This window comes from Mesorhizobium terrae, from assembly GCF_008727715.1.
Classification (GTDB): domain Bacteria; phylum Pseudomonadota; class Alphaproteobacteria; order Rhizobiales; family Rhizobiaceae; genus Mesorhizobium; species Mesorhizobium terrae.
The window spans coordinates 2,518,911-2,535,590 of record NZ_CP044218.1 but is presented as its reverse complement, the minus strand read 5'-3'; the positions used below and the strand labels follow the sequence as shown (position 1 = coordinate 2,535,590).

Annotated in this window: 15 protein-coding genes; 9 read left to right on the top strand and 6 right to left on the bottom strand. The window is 64.8% G+C overall.

The annotated features are described in order from the left end of the window. Positions 1 to 57: 57 nt before the first annotated feature. On the bottom strand, positions 58 to 1,353 hold the full coding sequence (locus FZF13_RS13625; RefSeq protein ID WP_024926369.1) for an amidase: 1,296 nt from the start codon (positions 1,351 to 1,353) through the stop codon (positions 58 to 60). Positions 1,354 to 1,607: 254 nt separating this feature from the next. Here FZF13_RS13625 and FZF13_RS13620 point away from each other — a divergent pair, with 254 nt between their 5' ends. The 6 genes from FZF13_RS13620 to FZF13_RS13595 all read left to right on the top strand — a co-directional run bounded on the left by FZF13_RS13620 (position 1,608) and on the right by FZF13_RS13595 (position 7,181). Continuing rightward, complete coding sequence (locus FZF13_RS13620) at positions 1,608 to 3,218, top strand: ABC transporter substrate-binding protein (protein WP_024926370.1); 1,611 nt, start codon at positions 1,608 to 1,610, stop codon at positions 3,216 to 3,218. A 74-nt stretch (positions 3,219 to 3,292) separates the two neighbouring features. After that, positions 3,293 to 4,279 (top strand): ABC transporter permease, encoded by a 987-nt coding sequence (locus tag FZF13_RS13615; protein ID WP_024926371.1) that lies wholly within the window; start codon positions 3,293 to 3,295, stop codon positions 4,277 to 4,279. Beyond that, a complete protein-coding gene (locus FZF13_RS13610; protein WP_024926372.1) occupies positions 4,276 to 5,097 on the top strand; it encodes an ABC transporter permease in 822 nt (273 codons plus the stop codon). Before FZF13_RS13615 ends, FZF13_RS13610 begins: the two co-directional genes overlap by 4 nt. Further along, positions 5,094 to 5,891, top strand: a complete 798-nt coding sequence (locus FZF13_RS13605) for an ABC transporter ATP-binding protein (RefSeq protein WP_024926373.1) — start codon at positions 5,094 to 5,096, stop codon at positions 5,889 to 5,891. The genes FZF13_RS13610 and FZF13_RS13605 overlap by 4 nt, the downstream gene beginning before the upstream one ends. Beyond that, the gene (locus FZF13_RS13600) at positions 5,884 to 6,678 is read left to right on the top strand and encodes an ABC transporter ATP-binding protein (RefSeq protein ID WP_024926374.1); all 795 of its coding nucleotides are present in this window, start codon (positions 5,884 to 5,886) and stop codon (positions 6,676 to 6,678) included. Before FZF13_RS13605 ends, FZF13_RS13600 begins: the two co-directional genes overlap by 8 nt. Continuing rightward, positions 6,675 to 7,181 (top strand): L-2-amino-thiazoline-4-carboxylic acid hydrolase, encoded by a 507-nt coding sequence (locus FZF13_RS13595; RefSeq protein WP_024926375.1) that lies wholly within the window; start codon positions 6,675 to 6,677, stop codon positions 7,179 to 7,181. The genes FZF13_RS13600 and FZF13_RS13595 overlap by 4 nt, the downstream gene beginning before the upstream one ends. A gap of 14 nt (positions 7,182 to 7,195) precedes the next feature. On the opposite strand, the gene FZF13_RS13590 is transcribed toward FZF13_RS13595, so the two are convergent. The 5 genes from FZF13_RS13590 to FZF13_RS13570 form a co-directional block, all read right to left on the bottom strand. Next, positions 7,196 to 8,833 carry an acetate--CoA ligase gene (locus FZF13_RS13590; protein ID WP_024926376.1) on the bottom strand — a complete coding sequence of 546 codons (1,638 nt, stop codon included), beginning with the start codon at positions 8,831 to 8,833 and terminating at the stop codon, positions 7,196 to 7,198. A gap of 90 nt (positions 8,834 to 8,923) precedes the next feature. Further along, a complete protein-coding gene (locus FZF13_RS13585; protein ID WP_065997006.1) occupies positions 8,924 to 9,499 on the bottom strand; it encodes a 2'-5' RNA ligase family protein in 576 nt (191 codons plus the stop codon). Between the two features lie 98 nt (positions 9,500 to 9,597). Continuing rightward, a complete protein-coding gene (locus FZF13_RS13580) occupies positions 9,598 to 11,085 on the bottom strand; it encodes an aldehyde dehydrogenase (RefSeq protein WP_024926378.1) in 1,488 nt (495 codons plus the stop codon). Beyond that, positions 11,085 to 12,275 carry a cytochrome P450 gene (locus tag FZF13_RS13575; protein WP_024926379.1) on the bottom strand — a complete coding sequence of 397 codons (1,191 nt, stop codon included), beginning with the start codon at positions 12,273 to 12,275 and terminating at the stop codon, positions 11,085 to 11,087. Before FZF13_RS13575 ends, FZF13_RS13580 begins: the two co-directional genes overlap by 1 nt. Positions 12,276 to 12,329: 54 nt before the next feature. After that, the gene (locus FZF13_RS13570) at positions 12,330 to 13,778 is read right to left on the bottom strand and encodes an APC family permease (RefSeq protein ID WP_024926380.1); all 1,449 of its coding nucleotides are present in this window, start codon (positions 13,776 to 13,778) and stop codon (positions 12,330 to 12,332) included. Between the two features lie 178 nt (positions 13,779 to 13,956). On the opposite strand from FZF13_RS13570, the gene FZF13_RS13565 reads away from it, so the two are divergent. The 3 genes from FZF13_RS13565 to FZF13_RS13555 are packed head-to-tail and all read left to right on the top strand — an operon-like array spanning position 13,957 to position 16,666. Beyond that, positions 13,957 to 14,721, top strand: a complete 765-nt coding sequence (locus FZF13_RS13565; RefSeq protein ID WP_024926381.1) for an IclR family transcriptional regulator — start codon at positions 13,957 to 13,959, stop codon at positions 14,719 to 14,721. 20 nt (positions 14,722 to 14,741) lie between these two features. After that, positions 14,742 to 16,007, top strand: coding sequence for a Tm-1-like ATP-binding domain-containing protein (locus FZF13_RS13560; RefSeq protein WP_024926382.1), 1,266 nt, complete (start codon positions 14,742 to 14,744; stop codon positions 16,005 to 16,007). Positions 16,008 to 16,012: 5 nt separating this feature from the next. Next, positions 16,013 to 16,666 carry an HAD family hydrolase gene (locus FZF13_RS13555; RefSeq protein WP_171020936.1) on the top strand — a complete coding sequence of 218 codons (654 nt, stop codon included), beginning with the start codon at positions 16,013 to 16,015 and terminating at the stop codon, positions 16,664 to 16,666. The last annotated feature ends 14 nt before the right edge of the window (positions 16,667 to 16,680 follow it).

Here is a 16,680-nt window from a genome sequence, read left to right as displayed (position 1 = left end):
GGCCCGCGCCATATGAGGCGCGGGCCTTTCCAACAATTGGCTTTCGTCTCGTCCTGTTCAGGCTTTGAGCAAAGCCTCCACCGAGGCTGCGATCGCCAGGAGACGGCGGTCATCCCCATTGCGGGCGACCAGCATCAGGCCGGACGGCAGCCCCGTGCCCGGCATGGGCAGTGAGATTGCGCACTGGTCGAAATAGTTGAAGACCTCGGTGTTGCGCAGCAAAAGCCCTTCCATGCGATCGTCGAACTTTGGATCGGCCATCACCGCTTCGATCAAGGGTGCCGCGACCGGCACGGTCGGCAGCGCCAGCACATCGAAATCCTCGGCCCTGCGATCCATCTCGACAATGTGTTCGGCGCGGCTGCGCATGGTGCGGATATAGATCGGCACGGGTGCCTTGGCGTAGCGCGCCAACGGCAAGCTGACATGCGGATCGACTGGAACGTCGGTGCCGGCCGCCAGCCAGTCGGCATGAATGGCGGCACCTTCCATGCCGGCGATGGAGCCATATTGGGTCGCCTCGTTCATCGCATCGATGAGGTCGTCGATGGCAATGTCGAAGATCCGCGCGCCGGATCGCTCCAACTTGCCGACAGTCGCCTCGAACGCCTGCGCGATCGGCTCTTCGGTGTCACGGAAGAGATGCCCGCGCGGAATGCCGACGCGCAGGCCGTCAAGCCGGGCGGGAACGAGCGGCGTTGGCTCCTCGCCAGCCATAATTGCGTCGGCAGCCGCGCAATCGGCAACCGTGCGCGCCAGCGGCCCGAGCGAATCCAGCGCGAAGGACAGCGGAAAGGCACCTTCCAAGGGTACGCGGCGCGCGGTCGGCTTGAAGCCGACGACGCCATTCAGAGCGGCGGGAATGCGGATCGAGCCGCCGGTGTCGGAACCGATGGAAATGACACTGGTGCCTTCGCCCACCGACACGCCGGCGCCGGAGGAAGACCCGCCGGGAACACGCGCCGGGTCAGCGGCATTGCCCGGCGTGCCGTAATGCGGGTTCAGCCCGAGCGCGGTGAAGGCGAACTCGGTCATGTTGGTCTTGCCGATGATGACCGCGCCGGCCTGACGCAGGCGCTGCACGACGGACGCATCGCGTTCGGCGGCGGCGGCAGTGCGCCGGAGCAGCGAGCCGGCCAGCGTCGGCTCGCCAGCGACATCGAGCAAATCCTTGATCGAGACGATCGTGCCGTCGAGCGGGCCGAGCGATACACCAGCCTTGCGCCGAGCATCCGCCGCATCGGCGGCCGCGCGCGCGGCCTCGGGATAAAGCCTGGTGAATACGCGCTCGTCGGCGGCGCGGGCGGCCAAACGCGAAAGAACGGCTTCAAGACGGTCGCGGACGGAAGACATCGACACGGCACCTCGTTTTGACGAATTGGCTGGGTCTGCTGTCTCACGCAGCCCACCAAACCGCAACGTCCCTTGCCGACATCCACGCTGGTCCAGCGGATGGAAATTTCAACGCCAGGGCCGTTTGCGCCAATTCCTTCTCTGGCGAAACGCCGGACAAAGTCCATAATCCGCGCCGTTGGGATGGGCGGATCGGGAGCTCGTCCGGAATTTGCAAGCTCACGGCAGTGGGCGGTTTGGCGGGGAGTTCAGTCATGTCGGATTTCAGCATCACCAGGCGTTCGGTGCTTTCAGGCGCGGCCCTGCTGCTCGCCTCCACGGCCCTGCCGACGATCGGCTGGGCGCAGGAGCCGAAGAAGGGCGGACGCCTGACGGTTGCCGCCGATTCCGAGCCGCGCAACCTGAACCCGGCGATCGTCGCCTCCAACGGCGTCTTCTTCATTTCGTCCAAGATCGTCGAGCCGCTCGCCGAAGCCGACTATGAAGGCAAGGATGGGCTAAGCCCTCGCCTCGCCGTCAGCTGGGAGGGCTCGGAAGACGGAAAATCGGCCACCTTCAAATTGCGCGAAGGCGTGACCTGGCACGACGGCAAGCCGTTCACCTCGGCCGACGTCGCCTTCTCCGCGCTGCAGATATGGAAACCGCTGCAGAACCTCGGCCGCGTCGTCTTCAAGGATCTGGAAGCTGTCGAAACGCCGGACGAACACACCGCCGTCTTCAAATTCGCCAAACCGACGCCGTTCCAGCTGATCCGCAACGCGCTGCCGGCGCTGACCAGCGTCGTGCCCAAGCACATCTATGAGAACGGCAAGATCGAGGAGAACCCGGCCAATGCCGCGCCGGTCGGCACCGGCCCGTTCAAATTCGCCGAATACAAGGCCGGCCAATACTACCGGCTGACCAGGAACGACAGCTATTGGGGCAAGAGCGAGCCTTATCTGGACGAGATCGTCTATCTAGTGCTGCCGGACCGCTCGGCGGCCGCCAACGCGCTGGAAGCCGAGCAGATCCAGCTCGCCGCCTTCTCGGCAGTGCCGCTGGCCGATCTTGCCCGCATTGCCAAGGTGCCGGGCCTCAAGGTCGTCACCAAGGGCTACGAGGGGCTGACCTATCAGTTGGTGGTGGAAATCAACCATCGCCGCAAGGAACTGGCCGACCTCAAGGTACGACAGGCCATCGCGCACGCCATCGACAAGGACTTCGTCGTCAAGACGGTTTTCCTCGGCTATGCCGAGACCGCCAGCGGGCCGGTGCCGAAGAACGATAAGCAGTTCTACACCGCCGAAGTGCCGGCCTACGCCTTCGATGTCGCCAAGGCCAACGCGCTGCTCGACGAGGCCGGCTACAAGCGCGGCGCCGACGGCACCCGCTTCAAGCTGAAGCTTCTGCCAGCACCCTATTTCAACGAGACCAAGCAATTCGGCGACTATCTGCGCCAGGCACTCGCCGCCATCGGCATTGACGCGGAACTGGTCAACAACGATTCCGCCGCGCATATCAAGGCGGTCTACACCGACCACGCCTTCGATCTCGCGGTGGGCCCGCCGGTGTTCCGCGGCGACCCGGCGATCTCCACCACCATCCTGGCGCAGAGCGGCATTCCCGACGGCGTGCCCTTCTCCAACCAGGGCGGCTACAAGAATGCCGGGATCGACGCGCTTATCGCCAAGGCGGCCGGAACACTGGACACCAAGGCGCGTACCGACCTCTACAAGGAATTCCAGAAGAAGGTGGCCGAGGATCTGCCCTTCATCAACGTTGCCGACTGGACCTTCATCTCGGTCGCCAATGAAAGTGTCGGCAACATCGCCGACAATCCGCGCTGGGCTGTGTCCAACTGGGCGGACGCCTGGGTGGCGAAGTAGGTCCCATCGGCGCTTGAGGTCGGCAGCCGCTCGCGGATAAGCTCGGCGGCTGTGACCTCGGTGTCTTTGCACCCATGAACCGTGCCCTGCTTCTCTTGCGCCGACGCCTCGTCGGCTCCGTCTTCGTGCTTCTGATCGTTGTTGTCGGCACCTTCCTGCTGCTTGAGGCGGCTCCCGGCGACGCGGTCGATGCCTATGTCGTTTCGACCGGCGGCGACGCTGGATTGGTCGAAGCGCTGCGCCAGCAATGGGGCCTCGACCAGTCCGCTGTGACGCGGCTTGCCAGTTATCTTTGGGCGTTACTGCATTTCGACCTCGGCCACTCGGTCGCCTTCTCGCGACCGATCCGCGACGTCATTTTCGAACGTTTGCCGGTGACGTTGCTGCTGATGGGCAGCGCCACCGCCCTGTCCTTCGGCCTCGGTTCGGCGTTGGGCATCTATGCCGGCGCACGGCCCGGCAGTTTTCTAGACCGTTTTCTGTCGACCGCTTCGCTCGCCCTTTATGCGGTGCCCGGTTTCTGGCTGGCGCTGGTGCTGGTCATCGTCTTTGCCGTCGATCTGCGCTGGTTCCCGATCGCCGGCTTCGAGACGGTGGCTTCCGGCAAGACCGGTTTCGCCCGCGCCGCCGACATAACCAACCACCTCGTTCTGCCGGTGACGTCGCTCGGGCTCATCTATCTGGCGCTTTACCTGAGAATGATGCGCGCCGGCATGGCAGAGGTGTGGCGGCTGGATTTCGTGCGCGCCGCCCGCGCCAGAGGACTTTCCCGCCGGCGCATCGTGCTCGCCCATGTCGCGCGCAATGCGTTGCTGCCGCTGGTCACCATGCTCGGCCTGCAGTCCGCCCAGATGCTGGGCGGCAGCGTCGTCATCGAAAGCATCTTTTCGGTGCCCGGCCTCGGCAAGCTGGCGCAGGAGGCGGTGGCATTGCGCGACACGCCGCTGTTGCTCGGCATCATTCTGGTGAGTGCCGTTCTGGTCATTCTCATCAACCTTCTGGTCGACATCGCCTATGCCTTCCTCGATCCGCGCGTCGGTGCCAGCGAGGCTGGTGCATGAGGCGGCTGGCGAACACACCGGAAGCGTTGGTTGGGCTCGGCATCCTGGCGCTGCTGGCAACGATGGCGCTGACGGCGCCGCTGCTGTTTCCGGGCGATCCGCTGGCCATCAAGGGCGCACCGTTGCTGCCGCCTTTCCAGGATTGGGCGCTGCCGCTCGGCACCGACAGGCTGGGGCGAGACGTGATGGCGGAACTCTTCCACGGCGCTCGCACGTCGCTGGCCGTCGGGCTTGCCGCGGCGGCGGCGGCGATTGCCGTCGGCGCGGTGATCGGCACCTTGGCCGGCTTTGCCGGCGGTATCGTCGACGAAGCGCTGATGCGCATCACCGACGCCTTCCAGACCGTGCCTTCCTTCCTGCTGGCCCTGGCCTTCGTCAGCGTCGTCGGGCCGTCGCTGGCCGTCGTCGTCATCGCCATCGCGCTGTCGGCCTGGACCGGCCCGGCGCGCGTCGCCCGCGCCGAGGTTCTGTCGATCCGCGAACGCGATTTCGTCGCCGGCGCGCGTGTCATCGGCATGCGCCCGCTGGAGATCGCGCTGCGCGAAGTCCTTCCCAATGCCCTGCCGCCGGTGCTGGCGCTGTCGTCGGTGATCGTCGCGTCGGCAATCCTCATCGAGGCTGCCTTGTCCTTCCTCGGCCTAGGCGACCCCAACCGCGTCACCTGGGGCGGCATGATCGCCGAGGGCCGCACGGTTCTGCGCTCGGCTCCCTTTCTGTCGATCGTCCCTGGCATCGCCTTGGTGCTGACCGTGCTTGGCGTCTACCTCGCCGGGGAAGGCATTGTCGAAGGCACGGCCGTCAGGAAGGGCCTGTCGTGACCGCCCCGCTCGTCTCGATCCGCGACCTGTCGGTCAGCTACCGGCGCGACGGTGCGCCCTCGCTTGCCGGCATCGATCTCGACATCGCCGCCGGCGAGCGGCTGGCCATCATCGGCGAAAGCGGTTCCGGCAAGAGCACGCTGGCGCTGGCCATTGCCGGGTTGTTGCCGCTCACGGCAAAAGTGGACGGTGCGATCCTGTGGTCGGGGCAGTCACGCGTGCCGACTGGCGGCCGCGACATCGGCTTCGTTTTCCAGGACGCCGCCGCCAGTCTCGACCCGGTGATGGCGATCGGCCGGCAGGTGGCGGAGGTGGCCCGCGCGCATCTTGGCCTGTCATGGGCGGATGCCGAAAACCGCGCGCTCGACCTCTTGCGCCGGGTGAAATTGCCAAACCCGGAAACGGTGCTGCACGCCTTTCCGCACCAGCTGTCCGGCGGCCAGAAGCAGCGGGTTGCGATTGCCGCAGCAATCGCCGCCAGCCCCAAATTGCTGATCGCCGACGAAGCAACCAGCGCGCTCGACACCATCGTCCAGGCCGAGATCGTTGCACTGATCCGGCAATTGGTGAGCGAGGATGGCATGGCGCTGCTGTTCGTCAGCCACGACATCGCGCTCGCCGCCGAACTGGCAGACCGGATCGCCGTCTTCAGCAATGGCAAGATGGTCGAACTGGGAAGCGCGGACGCGGTCATCCAGGCACCTGCGCATGCCTATACGAAAAAGCTGCTCGCCGCCCATATCGGGCTCGACGCGACGCCGATGATCCCGACGACGGAGCATGGCCATGTCTGAGCCGCTGCTTGTCGTCTCGGGCCTGAGCAAACGGTTCCGACGCGGGGCAGTAAGCGTCGCCGCCGCCGACGATATTTCCTTCTCGATTGCTCCGGGCGAGACGCTGGCGCTCGCCGGCCCCTCGGGCTCCGGCAAATCGACCATCGCGCGACTGATCCTGCGGCTGATCGAGCCGGATGCCGGCCAGGTAACATTCGAGGGCGAGGATTTCCTGGCCCTGCGTGGAGCGGCGCTGCGCGCGAGGCGGGCGCGGCTGCAAATGGTGTTCCAGGACCCGCTCGCCGCGCTCAACCCCCGCGCCACGGTGGCGCGCGTGCTGGATGACCCGTTGCGCATCCATGGACTTGCTGGCCGCAGCGAGCGGCCAAACCGCATCGCCGCCCTGCTCGAGCGTGTCGGCCTGTCGCCCGATCTGGCTCATCTACACATTCATGAGATTTCCGGCGGCCAGCGCCAGCGCGTGGCGATCGCGCGCGCCATAGCCACCAAACCGTCGCTGATCGTGCTGGACGAAGCCGTCTCGGCGCTGGACGTTTCAGTGCGTGGCCAGATCCTCGAATTGCTGCTCGATCTGCAACGCGAGGAACGCATCGCCTATCTGTTCGTTTCCCACGACCTTGGCGTGGTGCGTGCCTTCGCGCATCGCATCATCCTTCTGGATGGCGGGCGCATCGCCGAGCAGGGCGACGCTCGTGCCGTCATCGACAATCCGCACTCCAACATAGGCAAGGCGCTTGTTGCCGCCGCGCCGAAGTTGACCAGAAAAGCCACGCAGGACGCCTCATGACCGACCCCGACGCCAGAGCGGAGAAACTCGCGCGCGAGCTCGATTCCGCCTTCCGCAACCGTGCCGATCTCTACCGGCTGATGTTGGAAGAACTGACGGCCGAATTGGACGCCGAACAGGCCGAGGCGATCATGGTTCGCGCCATCGAAAAACGTGGCCAGGAAGTTGCAACGACAGCTTTCTCACGCTTCGGTCCCAACGATGCGCGCGCCATCGGCGAGGCCTTTCTGGCGGTCAGCCCGGATGACGGGAGGATGTATCCGACCGATATCGAGCGCGCGGCGGACCGCATCGCCTTCAAGGTGAAGCGCTGTCCGCTGAAAGACGCCTGGGTGGAAGCCGGCGTCGGCGAGGAACGGCTGGCGACGCTCTGCCGTATAGCCGGCGCCTTCGACCGCGGCCTGTTCGAGGCGACGGGCGTGCGCTTCGACAACGTCACCTGGACGCCCGGTCATGGCAGCGGCTGCTGCCACATCGCGCTGACCAATCGCGACGCGGCCTGAGCCGGCCTTGCCGCCTATTTCTTGCTGGCTTGCCTGAGCTCCACCCGGCGGATCTTGCCGGAGATAGTCTTGGGCAGCGCGTCGACGAACTCGATCTCGCGCGGATATTTGTAGGGCGCGGTGAGGTTACGGCAGAAATCCTGGATGTCGCGCGCCAACTCGTCCGACGGCGCAAAACCCTTGGCGAGGATGACATAGGCCTTGACGATCTGCCCGCGCGTCGGGTCCGGCTTGCCCACCACCGCGCTTTCGGCGACCGCCTTGTGTTCGATCAGCGCGCTTTCGACCTCGAACGGGCTGATGCGATAGCCGGCCGACGAGATCAGGTCGTCGGAACGGCCGACGAACCAGAGATAGCCATCCTTGTCTCTCCGGGCGGTGTCGCCCGTATAATACCAGCCATGGCGGAACGAGGCGGTGTCGAGTGCCTTGCCGGTGTAGTAGCCGTGGAACAGGCCGCCCGGATAAGGATCGGTGATCCTGACCGCGATATGGCCGACCTCCTCGTCGGGCAATCGTTTGCCGTCATCGTCGACGACATCGACATCGTAGCCCGGCACCGGCTTGCCCATCGAACCGAAACGCACCTCCTCGCCCGGGAAATTGGCGACGATGTTGATGGTCTCGGTCTGGCCATAACCGTCGGCGATGGTGGTGCCGGTCGCCTCCTTCCAGATGCGCATCACCTCGGGATTAAGCGGCTCGCCGGCACCCAGCGAGCGGCGCAGGCTGGAAAGATCGTAGCGTTTCAGATCCTGCTGCGCGAACAGCCGGTAGACGGTGGGCGGTGCGCAGAAGGTCGAGACCTTGAGCTTGCCGATCAGCTTCAGATGCATGTCGGCATCGAAGGCGCCGTCGCCATTGTAAAGCACGGCCGGCGTGCCGAGCATCAATTGCGGAAACAGGATGCCCCAGGCGGCCTTGGCCCAGCCCGTATCGGTGAGCGACCAGTGCACGTCGCCGGGCCTGAGATCCATCCAGAACAACCCGGTCGCCACATGCGCCAGCGCATAGCCGTGGTCGCGTGGCACCATCTTCGGCAGCGAGGTGGTGCCGGAGGTGAAATAGGCCATCATCATGTCGGTGGAACGTGTCGGCGGAAATGCCGAGCGGTCCAGTTGCGGCGACGCCTCGGCGAGCAGCTTGTCGAGCGACAGCCAGCCTTCGCGTTCGCCGTCGACGACGATGAAAGTCCGCAGCGTCGGGCATTCGGCACGGATCTGGTCGACCTTGGCGCAGTGCTCGGAGGTGACGATGACCGCCGTGGCCTTGGAATGGTTGATCCGGTAGGCGAGGTCATGCGCGGTGAGCAGGTTGGTGCCGGGCATCGAAACCACGCCCGCCTTCATGCAGCCGAACAGAACCGTGTACCAGGCCGGCACGCGGCCGATGACGACGCAGGCAAAGTCCCCGGCCACGACGCCCAGCTGGCGCAATGCATTGGCAAGGCGGTTCGAGCCTTGCGAAAGCTGCGAATAGGAAATGCGCTGGATCGCCTCGCCATCTCGCGAGACGGCGATCACCGCCGTGCGGTCGTCACGCTGGGCCCAGTCATCGATCACGTCGAAGGCGAAGTTGAAATGCTCCGGCGCGGGCAAGCGAAATTCCGCGCGCGCCTTCGCATAGCTGCGGTCGACCGTCGAAAAATCCATCCTCTCCTCCGCGATGGCAATGCAACGTCCGGCGCATCACATAGCGCGGACGAGCTTAGGAAGCCATCGAACCAAAGGCTATAGGCGGCTTCACGTCCATCGGCTGAGGATATTGTATTTCGACAACCAAAGCTCGCTATGCACAAGGAGGAAATCTTTGATGACGAAACGGACAGGCCGAACCCGCTGCAATGGCACCGCGAGGCCACTGTAGAAGAGCGTGACATGTGGGTTGAAACCCAGGTTCGCTTTCAGGCCATTGCGTATCATCGCATCACCGAGATGACGTTGTAGGTCGACAAGCTCTGGGCTGCCTCCGAGCAAGACAGTCGCGCGGTTCCCGGGCCTGCTATGGGGAAAAGTAACGACGTGGTCGAAGCAAACTTCGAAGGGCTGCAATTTTATCGAATCTGCCGCGCGCGATGCAGCAAAGATGAACTTGTCGCGCAGCCGTCTGAAGTCTCCTACCAGATGAAGTGAGATATGCAGGCGTCCATATCTCAGCAATTTCGCCTGGATACCGTATTGGTCGAGCAGCCCTGAGGCTACCCCGACAGCCGATGCGGCACTGGCGACTTCCAGAAGCAGCATGAAGATGAGTCGTTCGGGTTTTCGCGGCCGTGGCGGATAGGGTCCGCCGAGGTCGAATTCAAGCTGAGTGGTCATGATGCGCACTCCCTGAAAATCGAAAGCACGCAGACTAGAACAAATCAAGAACATTCGCAAGCGCGATCCCGAAGGACCGCGCTTGCGCCGCCAGCCCCCTACGCCAGCGAAATCCAGGCGGTCTTCAGGTCCGAATATTTGTCGAAGGCGTGCAGCGACTTGTCCCGCCCGAAACCGGACTGGCCGAAACCGCCGAGCGGCACGGTCAGGTCCGCCCCGCCATAGGTGTTGACGTGCACCACCCCGGCGCGGACGGCGCGCACCATGCGATGCGCCTTGGCGAGGTTCGACGTCCAGACCGCCGAGGCAAGCCCGTAGACCGTTCCATTGGCGAGCCGCACGGCTTCCGCCTCGTCGTTGAACCGCTGCACGGCAAGCACGGGACCGAACACTTCCTCGCGGGCGACAGTCATATCGGGACCGACGTCACCGAAGATGGTCGGCTCCATATAGTAGCCGCCGGTCTCCTCGCGGATACGCCGGCCGCCGGAGACCAGTCCCGCGCCCTCATCCAGCGCCGTCGCCACATGGCCCAGATCCTTCTTGAGCTGTTCCATGCTGCTAACCGCACCGATGTCCGACTTCACGTCGAGCGGGTCACCCACCTTCATCTTGGCGGTCGCAGCGACCAGTTTCTCAACGAAGGCATCGTAGATCGAGGATTGCACCAGCAGGCGCGAGCCGGCCACGCAGACCTGGCCGGCGTTGCGGAAAATACCGTTGGCCGAAACCTTGGCGGCAATGTCGAGGTCCGGTGCATCTGCAAAGACGATGTTGGGCGATTTGCCGCCGAGCTCGAGATGGACTCGCTTGAGATTCGAACGGGCCGAATAGTCGAGCAGCCGCCGGCCGACCGGACCGGAGCCGGTGAAGGCGATGGCGTCGACATCCATGTGCAGGCCAAGCGCCTCGCCGGTGACCGTGCCGCGGCCGGTAACGACATTGAGCACGCCTTCCGGCAGGCCGGCCTCGGCGGCCAGTTCGCCTAGGCGCAGCAGTGTCAGCGATGCCACTTCGGCCGGCTTCAGCACCACACAATTGCCGGCGGCGAGTGCCGGCGCCACTTTCCAGGCGCCGATCATCATCGGAAAATTCCACGGCACGATGGCGGCAACGACGCCGAGCGGCTCGCGATGGATGAGGCCCAGCACATCTGGCGCCGTCGGCGCGATCTCGCCATAGACCTTGTCGATGGCCTCCGCATAGTAGCGGAACGTTGCCGCCGCCGACAAAGGCTCGGCCTTGTAGGCCATGCCGATCTCGGTGCCGTTGTCGCGCACGCCGAGCACGGCCAGTTCAAGCGCATGTTTTTCGATCAGATCGGCCAGGCGCAACAGCACCTTCTTGCGCACCGCCGGAGCCGCACGCGACCAGCTTCCCTTTTCGAAGGCAGCGCGCGCGGCCGCCACCGCGCGATCGACATCGTGGGCTCCCGCGTCGGCGATCGACGTCAGTACCGTTCCGTCGATCGGCGAGATGACGGGCAGGGTCGCCCCGTCCCGGCTATCGGCGAAATCGCCGCCAATGAAGAGCCTTTGCGCTACGACGGGCTTCTGCCGCAGCGTGTCGATCGTGGCCTGGTCCATCAGGTCTTGTCTCCGAGTGTCACATGAAGCGCCGTCGGCGCGCGGAATTCCCAACCCCGGAACACGGGGCCTTCATCCATCGCCAGCCGAATATTCGGGAACCGGGCGAGCAGCAATGCCAGCGCCAGGCACATCTGCTCGCGCGCGAAGAAACGGCCCGAACAGAAATGATGGCCGAAGCCGAAGGCGGCGTGGTTGCCCTGGTCACGATGGATGTCGAAGCGGTCGGGATCGGGAAAGCGGCTTTCGTCGCGGCTGGCCGAAGAAACCAGCGCCGCGACAGGCGCGCCGGCCGGGATCGTCGCGCCGCCAAGCTCGACCGCGCGTGTCGTTTGCTTGGTCTGCGTGCCGATCGGAGCGACCCACCGCAAGCCTTCGTCGACCGCCTTCGGCACCAGTGTTTCCGGATCGGCCAACACCGCCCGCATCTGGTCGGGATGCGTCAGAAGGCCAGCCAACACCGACCCGGCGCCATGTCCCGGTTCCTGCATGCCACCCAGCAGGATGACCTTGATGGTCGGCATCAGGAAATCGATCGACCGTGTCTCTCCAGCCGGCATGCCGTCATGCAGCATATGCGAAAAGGCCGATCCGTCCGGCTCGTGCGCCAGCCGCTCCAGCGTCGGCCGCACGGCCGCGCCAACTTCGGCGCTGATGGCATCGGCAATGGCCTGCCGTTTGGGGTCGTTCTCGAAATTGATGGCCCCTTGCGCCAGTCCGTAGAACCAACGGCGCAAAGTAGGCGCGTCGACGTCATACAAGCCCAGCGAATGGGCAAGGGCCAGCGTCGAGACCGGTTCGAAATAGTCGGCCATCAGTTCGGCCGAACCCTGCCTGGCCAGTTCATCCAGAATGGGGTCGGCGATGTTGCGCACGAGATCGCCGGCATAGCCGGCGACGGTGCGTGGACGATATTTGGGATCGACGCCGGTCCGCAGATCCCTATGGACCTCTCCGTCGGTGGTGAGAATGGTCGGCTTGCCGAAGGAGCGTTCGACCGGCGAGGTGCCGACGACATTGGAGAAGATGTCGGGGGTCTTGCCGACCGTCTCCACATCTTTCCAGCGCGTGACGAACCAGAGATTGACCGCCGGCACGAAGGCAACCGGCTGGCTGCGGCGCAGTTCCGCATAGATCGGATAAGGATCGGCTTCGAGCGCCTCGACGGTTATGCTGTCTGCATAGGTCATGACGTGCCCCTGGAATAGGGAGAGGCAGCGTATCGCCGCCTCTCCGGATGCCCGTTAATCCTTCACCTCATTGCCAAGCTGGGCGAACGCTGCCGGATCCTTGCTTTTCAGCGACAATGCCAGGGCAATGCCGATCACGGCGGCGATCAGCACCAGCGACGGCAGGAACCAGGAGAGCGTGCCGGAAGCGCCCGACAGGTTGCCGAAGTTGAGCACGATCTGGACGATGATGTAGGCAAGCACCAGGCCGGCAACGATCGGCGCAACCTTTGCCTTGAACACATTGCCCTCCAGCGAAGGATTGCGGCCGAAGAAGGCGAAGACCGAGAACGAGGTCAGCGCCATCAGCGTAATCACGCCAAGCGTGCCGACATTGGTGAGCCAGGAAAACAGCGCGAGCACGGGATCCTGACCGGTCGCGGCGAACAGGGCGATAACCGCGAAGGCCAGTGCCGTCTGGATCAGCGAGCCGACATGCGGGCTCTTGAACAGCGGATGGGTGACGCCGAGGCTTTCCGGCAACAGCTTCTCGCGGCCGGCGACATAGAAATAGCGGGCGACGCCGTTGTGGAAGGCGACGACCCCGGCAAACAGGCTCGACACGAACAGGATGCTCATCAACTGGGTCAGCCCGGAGCCGACGTAACGGTCCGAAAGGCCGAACAGGAAGGTGGTCGGATCGCTGAGCGCCTTCAGCGACGGCACCAGCTTGTCGACGCCTTCGCCATTCACCATCAGCCAGCTGGTGAACATGTAGAAGAGGCCGATGACGAGGATGGAGATGTAGGTGGCGCGCGGAACGGTGCGGTGCGGCTCGCGCGCTTCCTCGGAATAGATGGTCGTCGCCTCGACGCCGATGAAGGCAGCGAAGCAGAACAGGAGGCCGATGGCCGGTGCGCCGCTGAGGACCTGGGTCGGCGTGAACGAGGCCATGCTGAGCCCGGCATCGCCGCCCTTGAACAGGATCGCGAGGTCAACCACAAGCACGACCAGATATTCGAGCAGGACCAGCACCGTCAGGATCTTGGCCGACAGATCGACCCGGCGATAGCCGAGTATGCCGACGAGCCCGACGCCGATAAAACACCAGACCCACCAGGGCAGGTTGATGCCCCAGCCGGCGAACAGGCCGGCGGTCGCCGCGCCGAACATGCCGAAGACGCCGATCTGCATGGCGTTGTAGCTGAGGATGGCGATGAGCGCCGCGGCGCCGCCGAGCGCACCGCCCAGGCCTTTGGCCGTGTAGGCGTAGAAGGCACCGGCATTGGCGACATGGCGGGCCATGGCGACATAACCCACCGCGAAGATGAGCAGTACGGCGGTGACGATCAGGAAGGTGCCGGGAATGCCGGCGCCATTGCCCATCATCATCGAAAGCGGCACGCCACCGGCAACCGCGGTGAGCGGCGCGGCGGCGGAAACTACTAGAAATGTCACGGCGCCGACGCCGAGACTGTTCTTCCTCAGCCGGTTTACTTCACCGGTCTCCACTGCAGTCGTCATAGGTTCCTCCTCCATTCCCGCCAAGCGGGTGACAACTTCTCGGAAATGCCGGAGCGCCGAGGCGGCTTTATTTCGTTTCATTATTCAAAACGGCATTTCGATAATAGACTTGCAAAGTCGCGTGCTACCTGTCAAGTTAATTCGCGCGTTAAGTATCTGTTGGAGGAGCAGGCACGCAATGAGCACAGTGGCCAAGGCCGTGGCATTGCTCGATGTGTTGGGGAGAGGCGAGCCGGAGCGCGCCCTTGCCGACCTCGCCCGCGTGGCTGGGTTCGACAAGGCGACGACACGGCGCCTGCTTGTCGCCCTCATCGAGCAGGGATTGGTGGAGCAGGATGCCGAAAGCCGGCTCTACCGGCTCGGCGTCGGCATCGCTCGCCTGGCGCTGCTGCGCGAAACACAATTCCCGTTCCTGCGCACGGCGACGCCGATCGCCGAGGAACTGGCCGCCAGGACAGGCGAAACCGTTCACTTCTCGGAACATTCGAGCCGGGGCCTGGTTTCGATCTATGTGGTCGAATCGCCCAAGGCCAACCGCATCGCGGTGCCGCTTGGCGAAATCCTGCCACTGCACGCCACGGCTTCCGGCATTGCCTTCCTGGCTTTCTCACAAGCGAAGACCGTGGCCGCCGCTCTGTCGGGCGAGCTCGAGAGCTACACGCCGCACACGGTGACCGATGCGGCTTCGGTTCGCGACCTGATCACGGCAGCGCGGGCACGCGGCTATTCGATCGGCGCGCAGGGTTACGAGGACGGCGTCACCAGCGTCGCCGCCCCCATCCTCGGCGCGCGTGGCCTCGCCATCGGCGCCATCGCGATTGCCGCGCCGCGCACCCGCGTTCAGCCCGGCGATGTCGAAACCCTTGGTCTCGCCGTGATGCGGGCCGCGGCCGAAATCAGCGAACGCCTGACCGGGCGCCGGGCCAAAGCGGCCAACGAATAAGAACAACCAGAGCGGAACGAATGACCTCCAAGCGACCCCCGAAGATCCTTCTGTGCGGAACAGGCGACACGAAGGCGGACGAACTGCAATACATGGCCTCACGCATTCGCGCGGCCGGTGGCGATCCCGTCATGCTCGATGTCAGTGTGCTCGGCGACCCGCCCTACCGGCCCGAATACGACAAGCATGCCGTGGCCGCGGCCATCGGCACCACGATCGAGGCAATCGCGCAGTCGGGCGACGAAAACAGCGCCATGGAGCTGATGGCAAGAGGGGCTTCGACCCTAGCGCGCAACTTGAACGACAGCGGTGAAATCGACGGGTTCATCGCCATCGGCGGCACGATGGGCACGGACCTCGCCCTCGACATCGCGCTTGCCCTGCCGATCGGCGTTCCGAAATTCATCGTCTCGACCATCGCCTTCTCTCACCTCATCCCGCCAGAGCGGGTTGCTCCCGACCTGATGATGATCCTGTGGGCCGGTGGCCTCTACGGGCTGAACGACACCTGCAAGGCCGTGCTGTCACAGGCTTCGGGCGCGGTGGTCGGCGCCGCTCTCGCCAGCGAAAGACCACGCAAGGGCCTGCCGACGGTGGCAATCTCGTCGCTCGGCACAACCTGCCTCTCCTACATGAAGACATTGCGGCCCGAACTCGAGAAGCGCGGCTACGAAACCGTCATCTTCCACACCACCGGCATGGGCGGCCGTGCCATGGAATCGCTCGCCGCTGGCAAGCAGTTCGTCGCGGTCCTCGATTTCAGCCTGCAGGAAGTGGCCAACCATCTGAGCGACAGCGTCGTGTCGTCCGGGGTCGACCGGCTGGAGAACGCCGGCCGCGCGGCCATCCCGCAGATCGTTGCGCCCGGCGCCATCGACATGATCGATTTTCCGGCGTGGAAGCCGGTGCCAGACACGCTCGCCGAACGGCCCTATCACGCGCACAACCGGCTGCTGGCATCGGTAACGTCCGGCGGCGAGGCAAGACGGGCGATCGCCCGGGCTATCGGCGCAAAGCTCGCGACGGCGACAGCGCCGGTCGCCTTCATCCTGCCGGCCGGCGGCATCCAGCAATGGGACCGCGACGGCGAGCCGCTGCATGAACCCGAAGCGCTGGCAGCCTTCACCGACGAGATGCGCCATGCCGTATCCGCGCCGGTCGAGCTTCATGAAATCCAGGGCCATATCAACGATCCGGAATTTGCCAGCACGGCGCTCGCCATCTTCGACCGCTGGGTAGCCGAGGGCATCATCGCTCCCGGCCTGAGCCAGAGGCAGGCGTCGTGACCGCCATGCGCCCGCAGGCGCTGGTGCTCGATTTCGGTGGCGTCGTCACGAGGACACTGTTCGAGACACACGAACTCACGGAGCGGGCGCTCGGCCTCCGGTCCGGCACGCTCACCTGGCAGGGGCCGTTCGATCTCGCCTCCGATCCGCTCTGGCGCTCGATGCAGGCGGACGAGATCAGCGAACGCGACTATTGGAAGACCCGCACGCGCGAGGTTGGCCAACTCGTCGGCGAGGAATGGGACACGATGGAAACCTTCGTGCGCCGCGCGCGCGGCGCCGATCCCGAAGCGGTGGTGCGGCCCGAAGCCGATCGCGCCATCCGCAAGGCCCATGCCGCCGGCGTGAGGCTGGCCATTCTCTCCAACGAACTCGACCTGTTCTACGGCGCCGATTTCCGCGGCCGGCTGCCGCTGCTGTCGCTGTTCGAGACCATCGTCGACGCAACCTATACGAAGATCCTGAAACCGGATCTTCGCGCCTACCAATCAGTCGCCGAAGCGCTTGGCCTGCCCACCAGTGCCTGCGTTTTCGTCGACGACCAGAAACGCAACGTCGATGGCGCGGTCGTCGCCGGCATGCGCCCCGTTCATTTCGACGTGGCCAGCCCGGCCCGATCTTATGCCGAAGCGCTCGGCCATTTCGGCCTCACCCTTTAGAATCGGAGACTTCA

Excerpts from the sequence above, each read along its gene's own strand:
- FZF13_RS13625 (WP_024926369.1), bottom strand. The coding sequence starts at position 1,353 with ATGTCTTCCGTCCGCGACCGTCTTGAAGCCGTTCTTTCGCGTTTGGCC.
- FZF13_RS13620 (WP_024926370.1), top strand. The coding sequence starts at position 1,608 with ATGTCGGATTTCAGCATCACCAGGCGTTCGGTGCTTTCAGGCGCGGCC.
- FZF13_RS13615 (WP_024926371.1), top strand. The coding sequence starts at position 3,293 with ATGAACCGTGCCCTGCTTCTCTTGCGCCGACGCCTCGTCGGCTCCGTC.
- FZF13_RS13610 (WP_024926372.1), top strand. The coding sequence starts at position 4,276 with ATGAGGCGGCTGGCGAACACACCGGAAGCGTTGGTTGGGCTCGGCATC.
- FZF13_RS13600 (WP_024926374.1), top strand. The coding sequence starts at position 5,884 with ATGTCTGAGCCGCTGCTTGTCGTCTCGGGCCTGAGCAAACGGTTCCGA.
- FZF13_RS13595 (WP_024926375.1), top strand. The coding sequence starts at position 6,675 with ATGACCGACCCCGACGCCAGAGCGGAGAAACTCGCGCGCGAGCTCGAT.
- FZF13_RS13590 (WP_024926376.1), bottom strand. The coding sequence starts at position 8,833 with ATGGATTTTTCGACGGTCGACCGCAGCTATGCGAAGGCGCGCGCGGAA.
- FZF13_RS13585 (WP_065997006.1), bottom strand. The coding sequence starts at position 9,499 with ATGACCACTCAGCTTGAATTCGACCTCGGCGGACCCTATCCGCCACGG.
- FZF13_RS13580 (WP_024926378.1), bottom strand. The coding sequence starts at position 11,085 with ATGGACCAGGCCACGATCGACACGCTGCGGCAGAAGCCCGTCGTAGCG.
- FZF13_RS13575 (WP_024926379.1), bottom strand. The coding sequence starts at position 12,275 with ATGACCTATGCAGACAGCATAACCGTCGAGGCGCTCGAAGCCGATCCT.
- FZF13_RS13570 (WP_024926380.1), bottom strand. The coding sequence starts at position 13,778 with ATGACGACTGCAGTGGAGACCGGTGAAGTAAACCGGCTGAGGAAGAAC.
- FZF13_RS13565 (WP_024926381.1), top strand. The coding sequence starts at position 13,957 with ATGAGCACAGTGGCCAAGGCCGTGGCATTGCTCGATGTGTTGGGGAGA.
- FZF13_RS13560 (WP_024926382.1), top strand. The coding sequence starts at position 14,742 with ATGACCTCCAAGCGACCCCCGAAGATCCTTCTGTGCGGAACAGGCGAC.
- FZF13_RS13555 (WP_171020936.1), top strand. The coding sequence starts at position 16,013 with ATGCGCCCGCAGGCGCTGGTGCTCGATTTCGGTGGCGTCGTCACGAGG.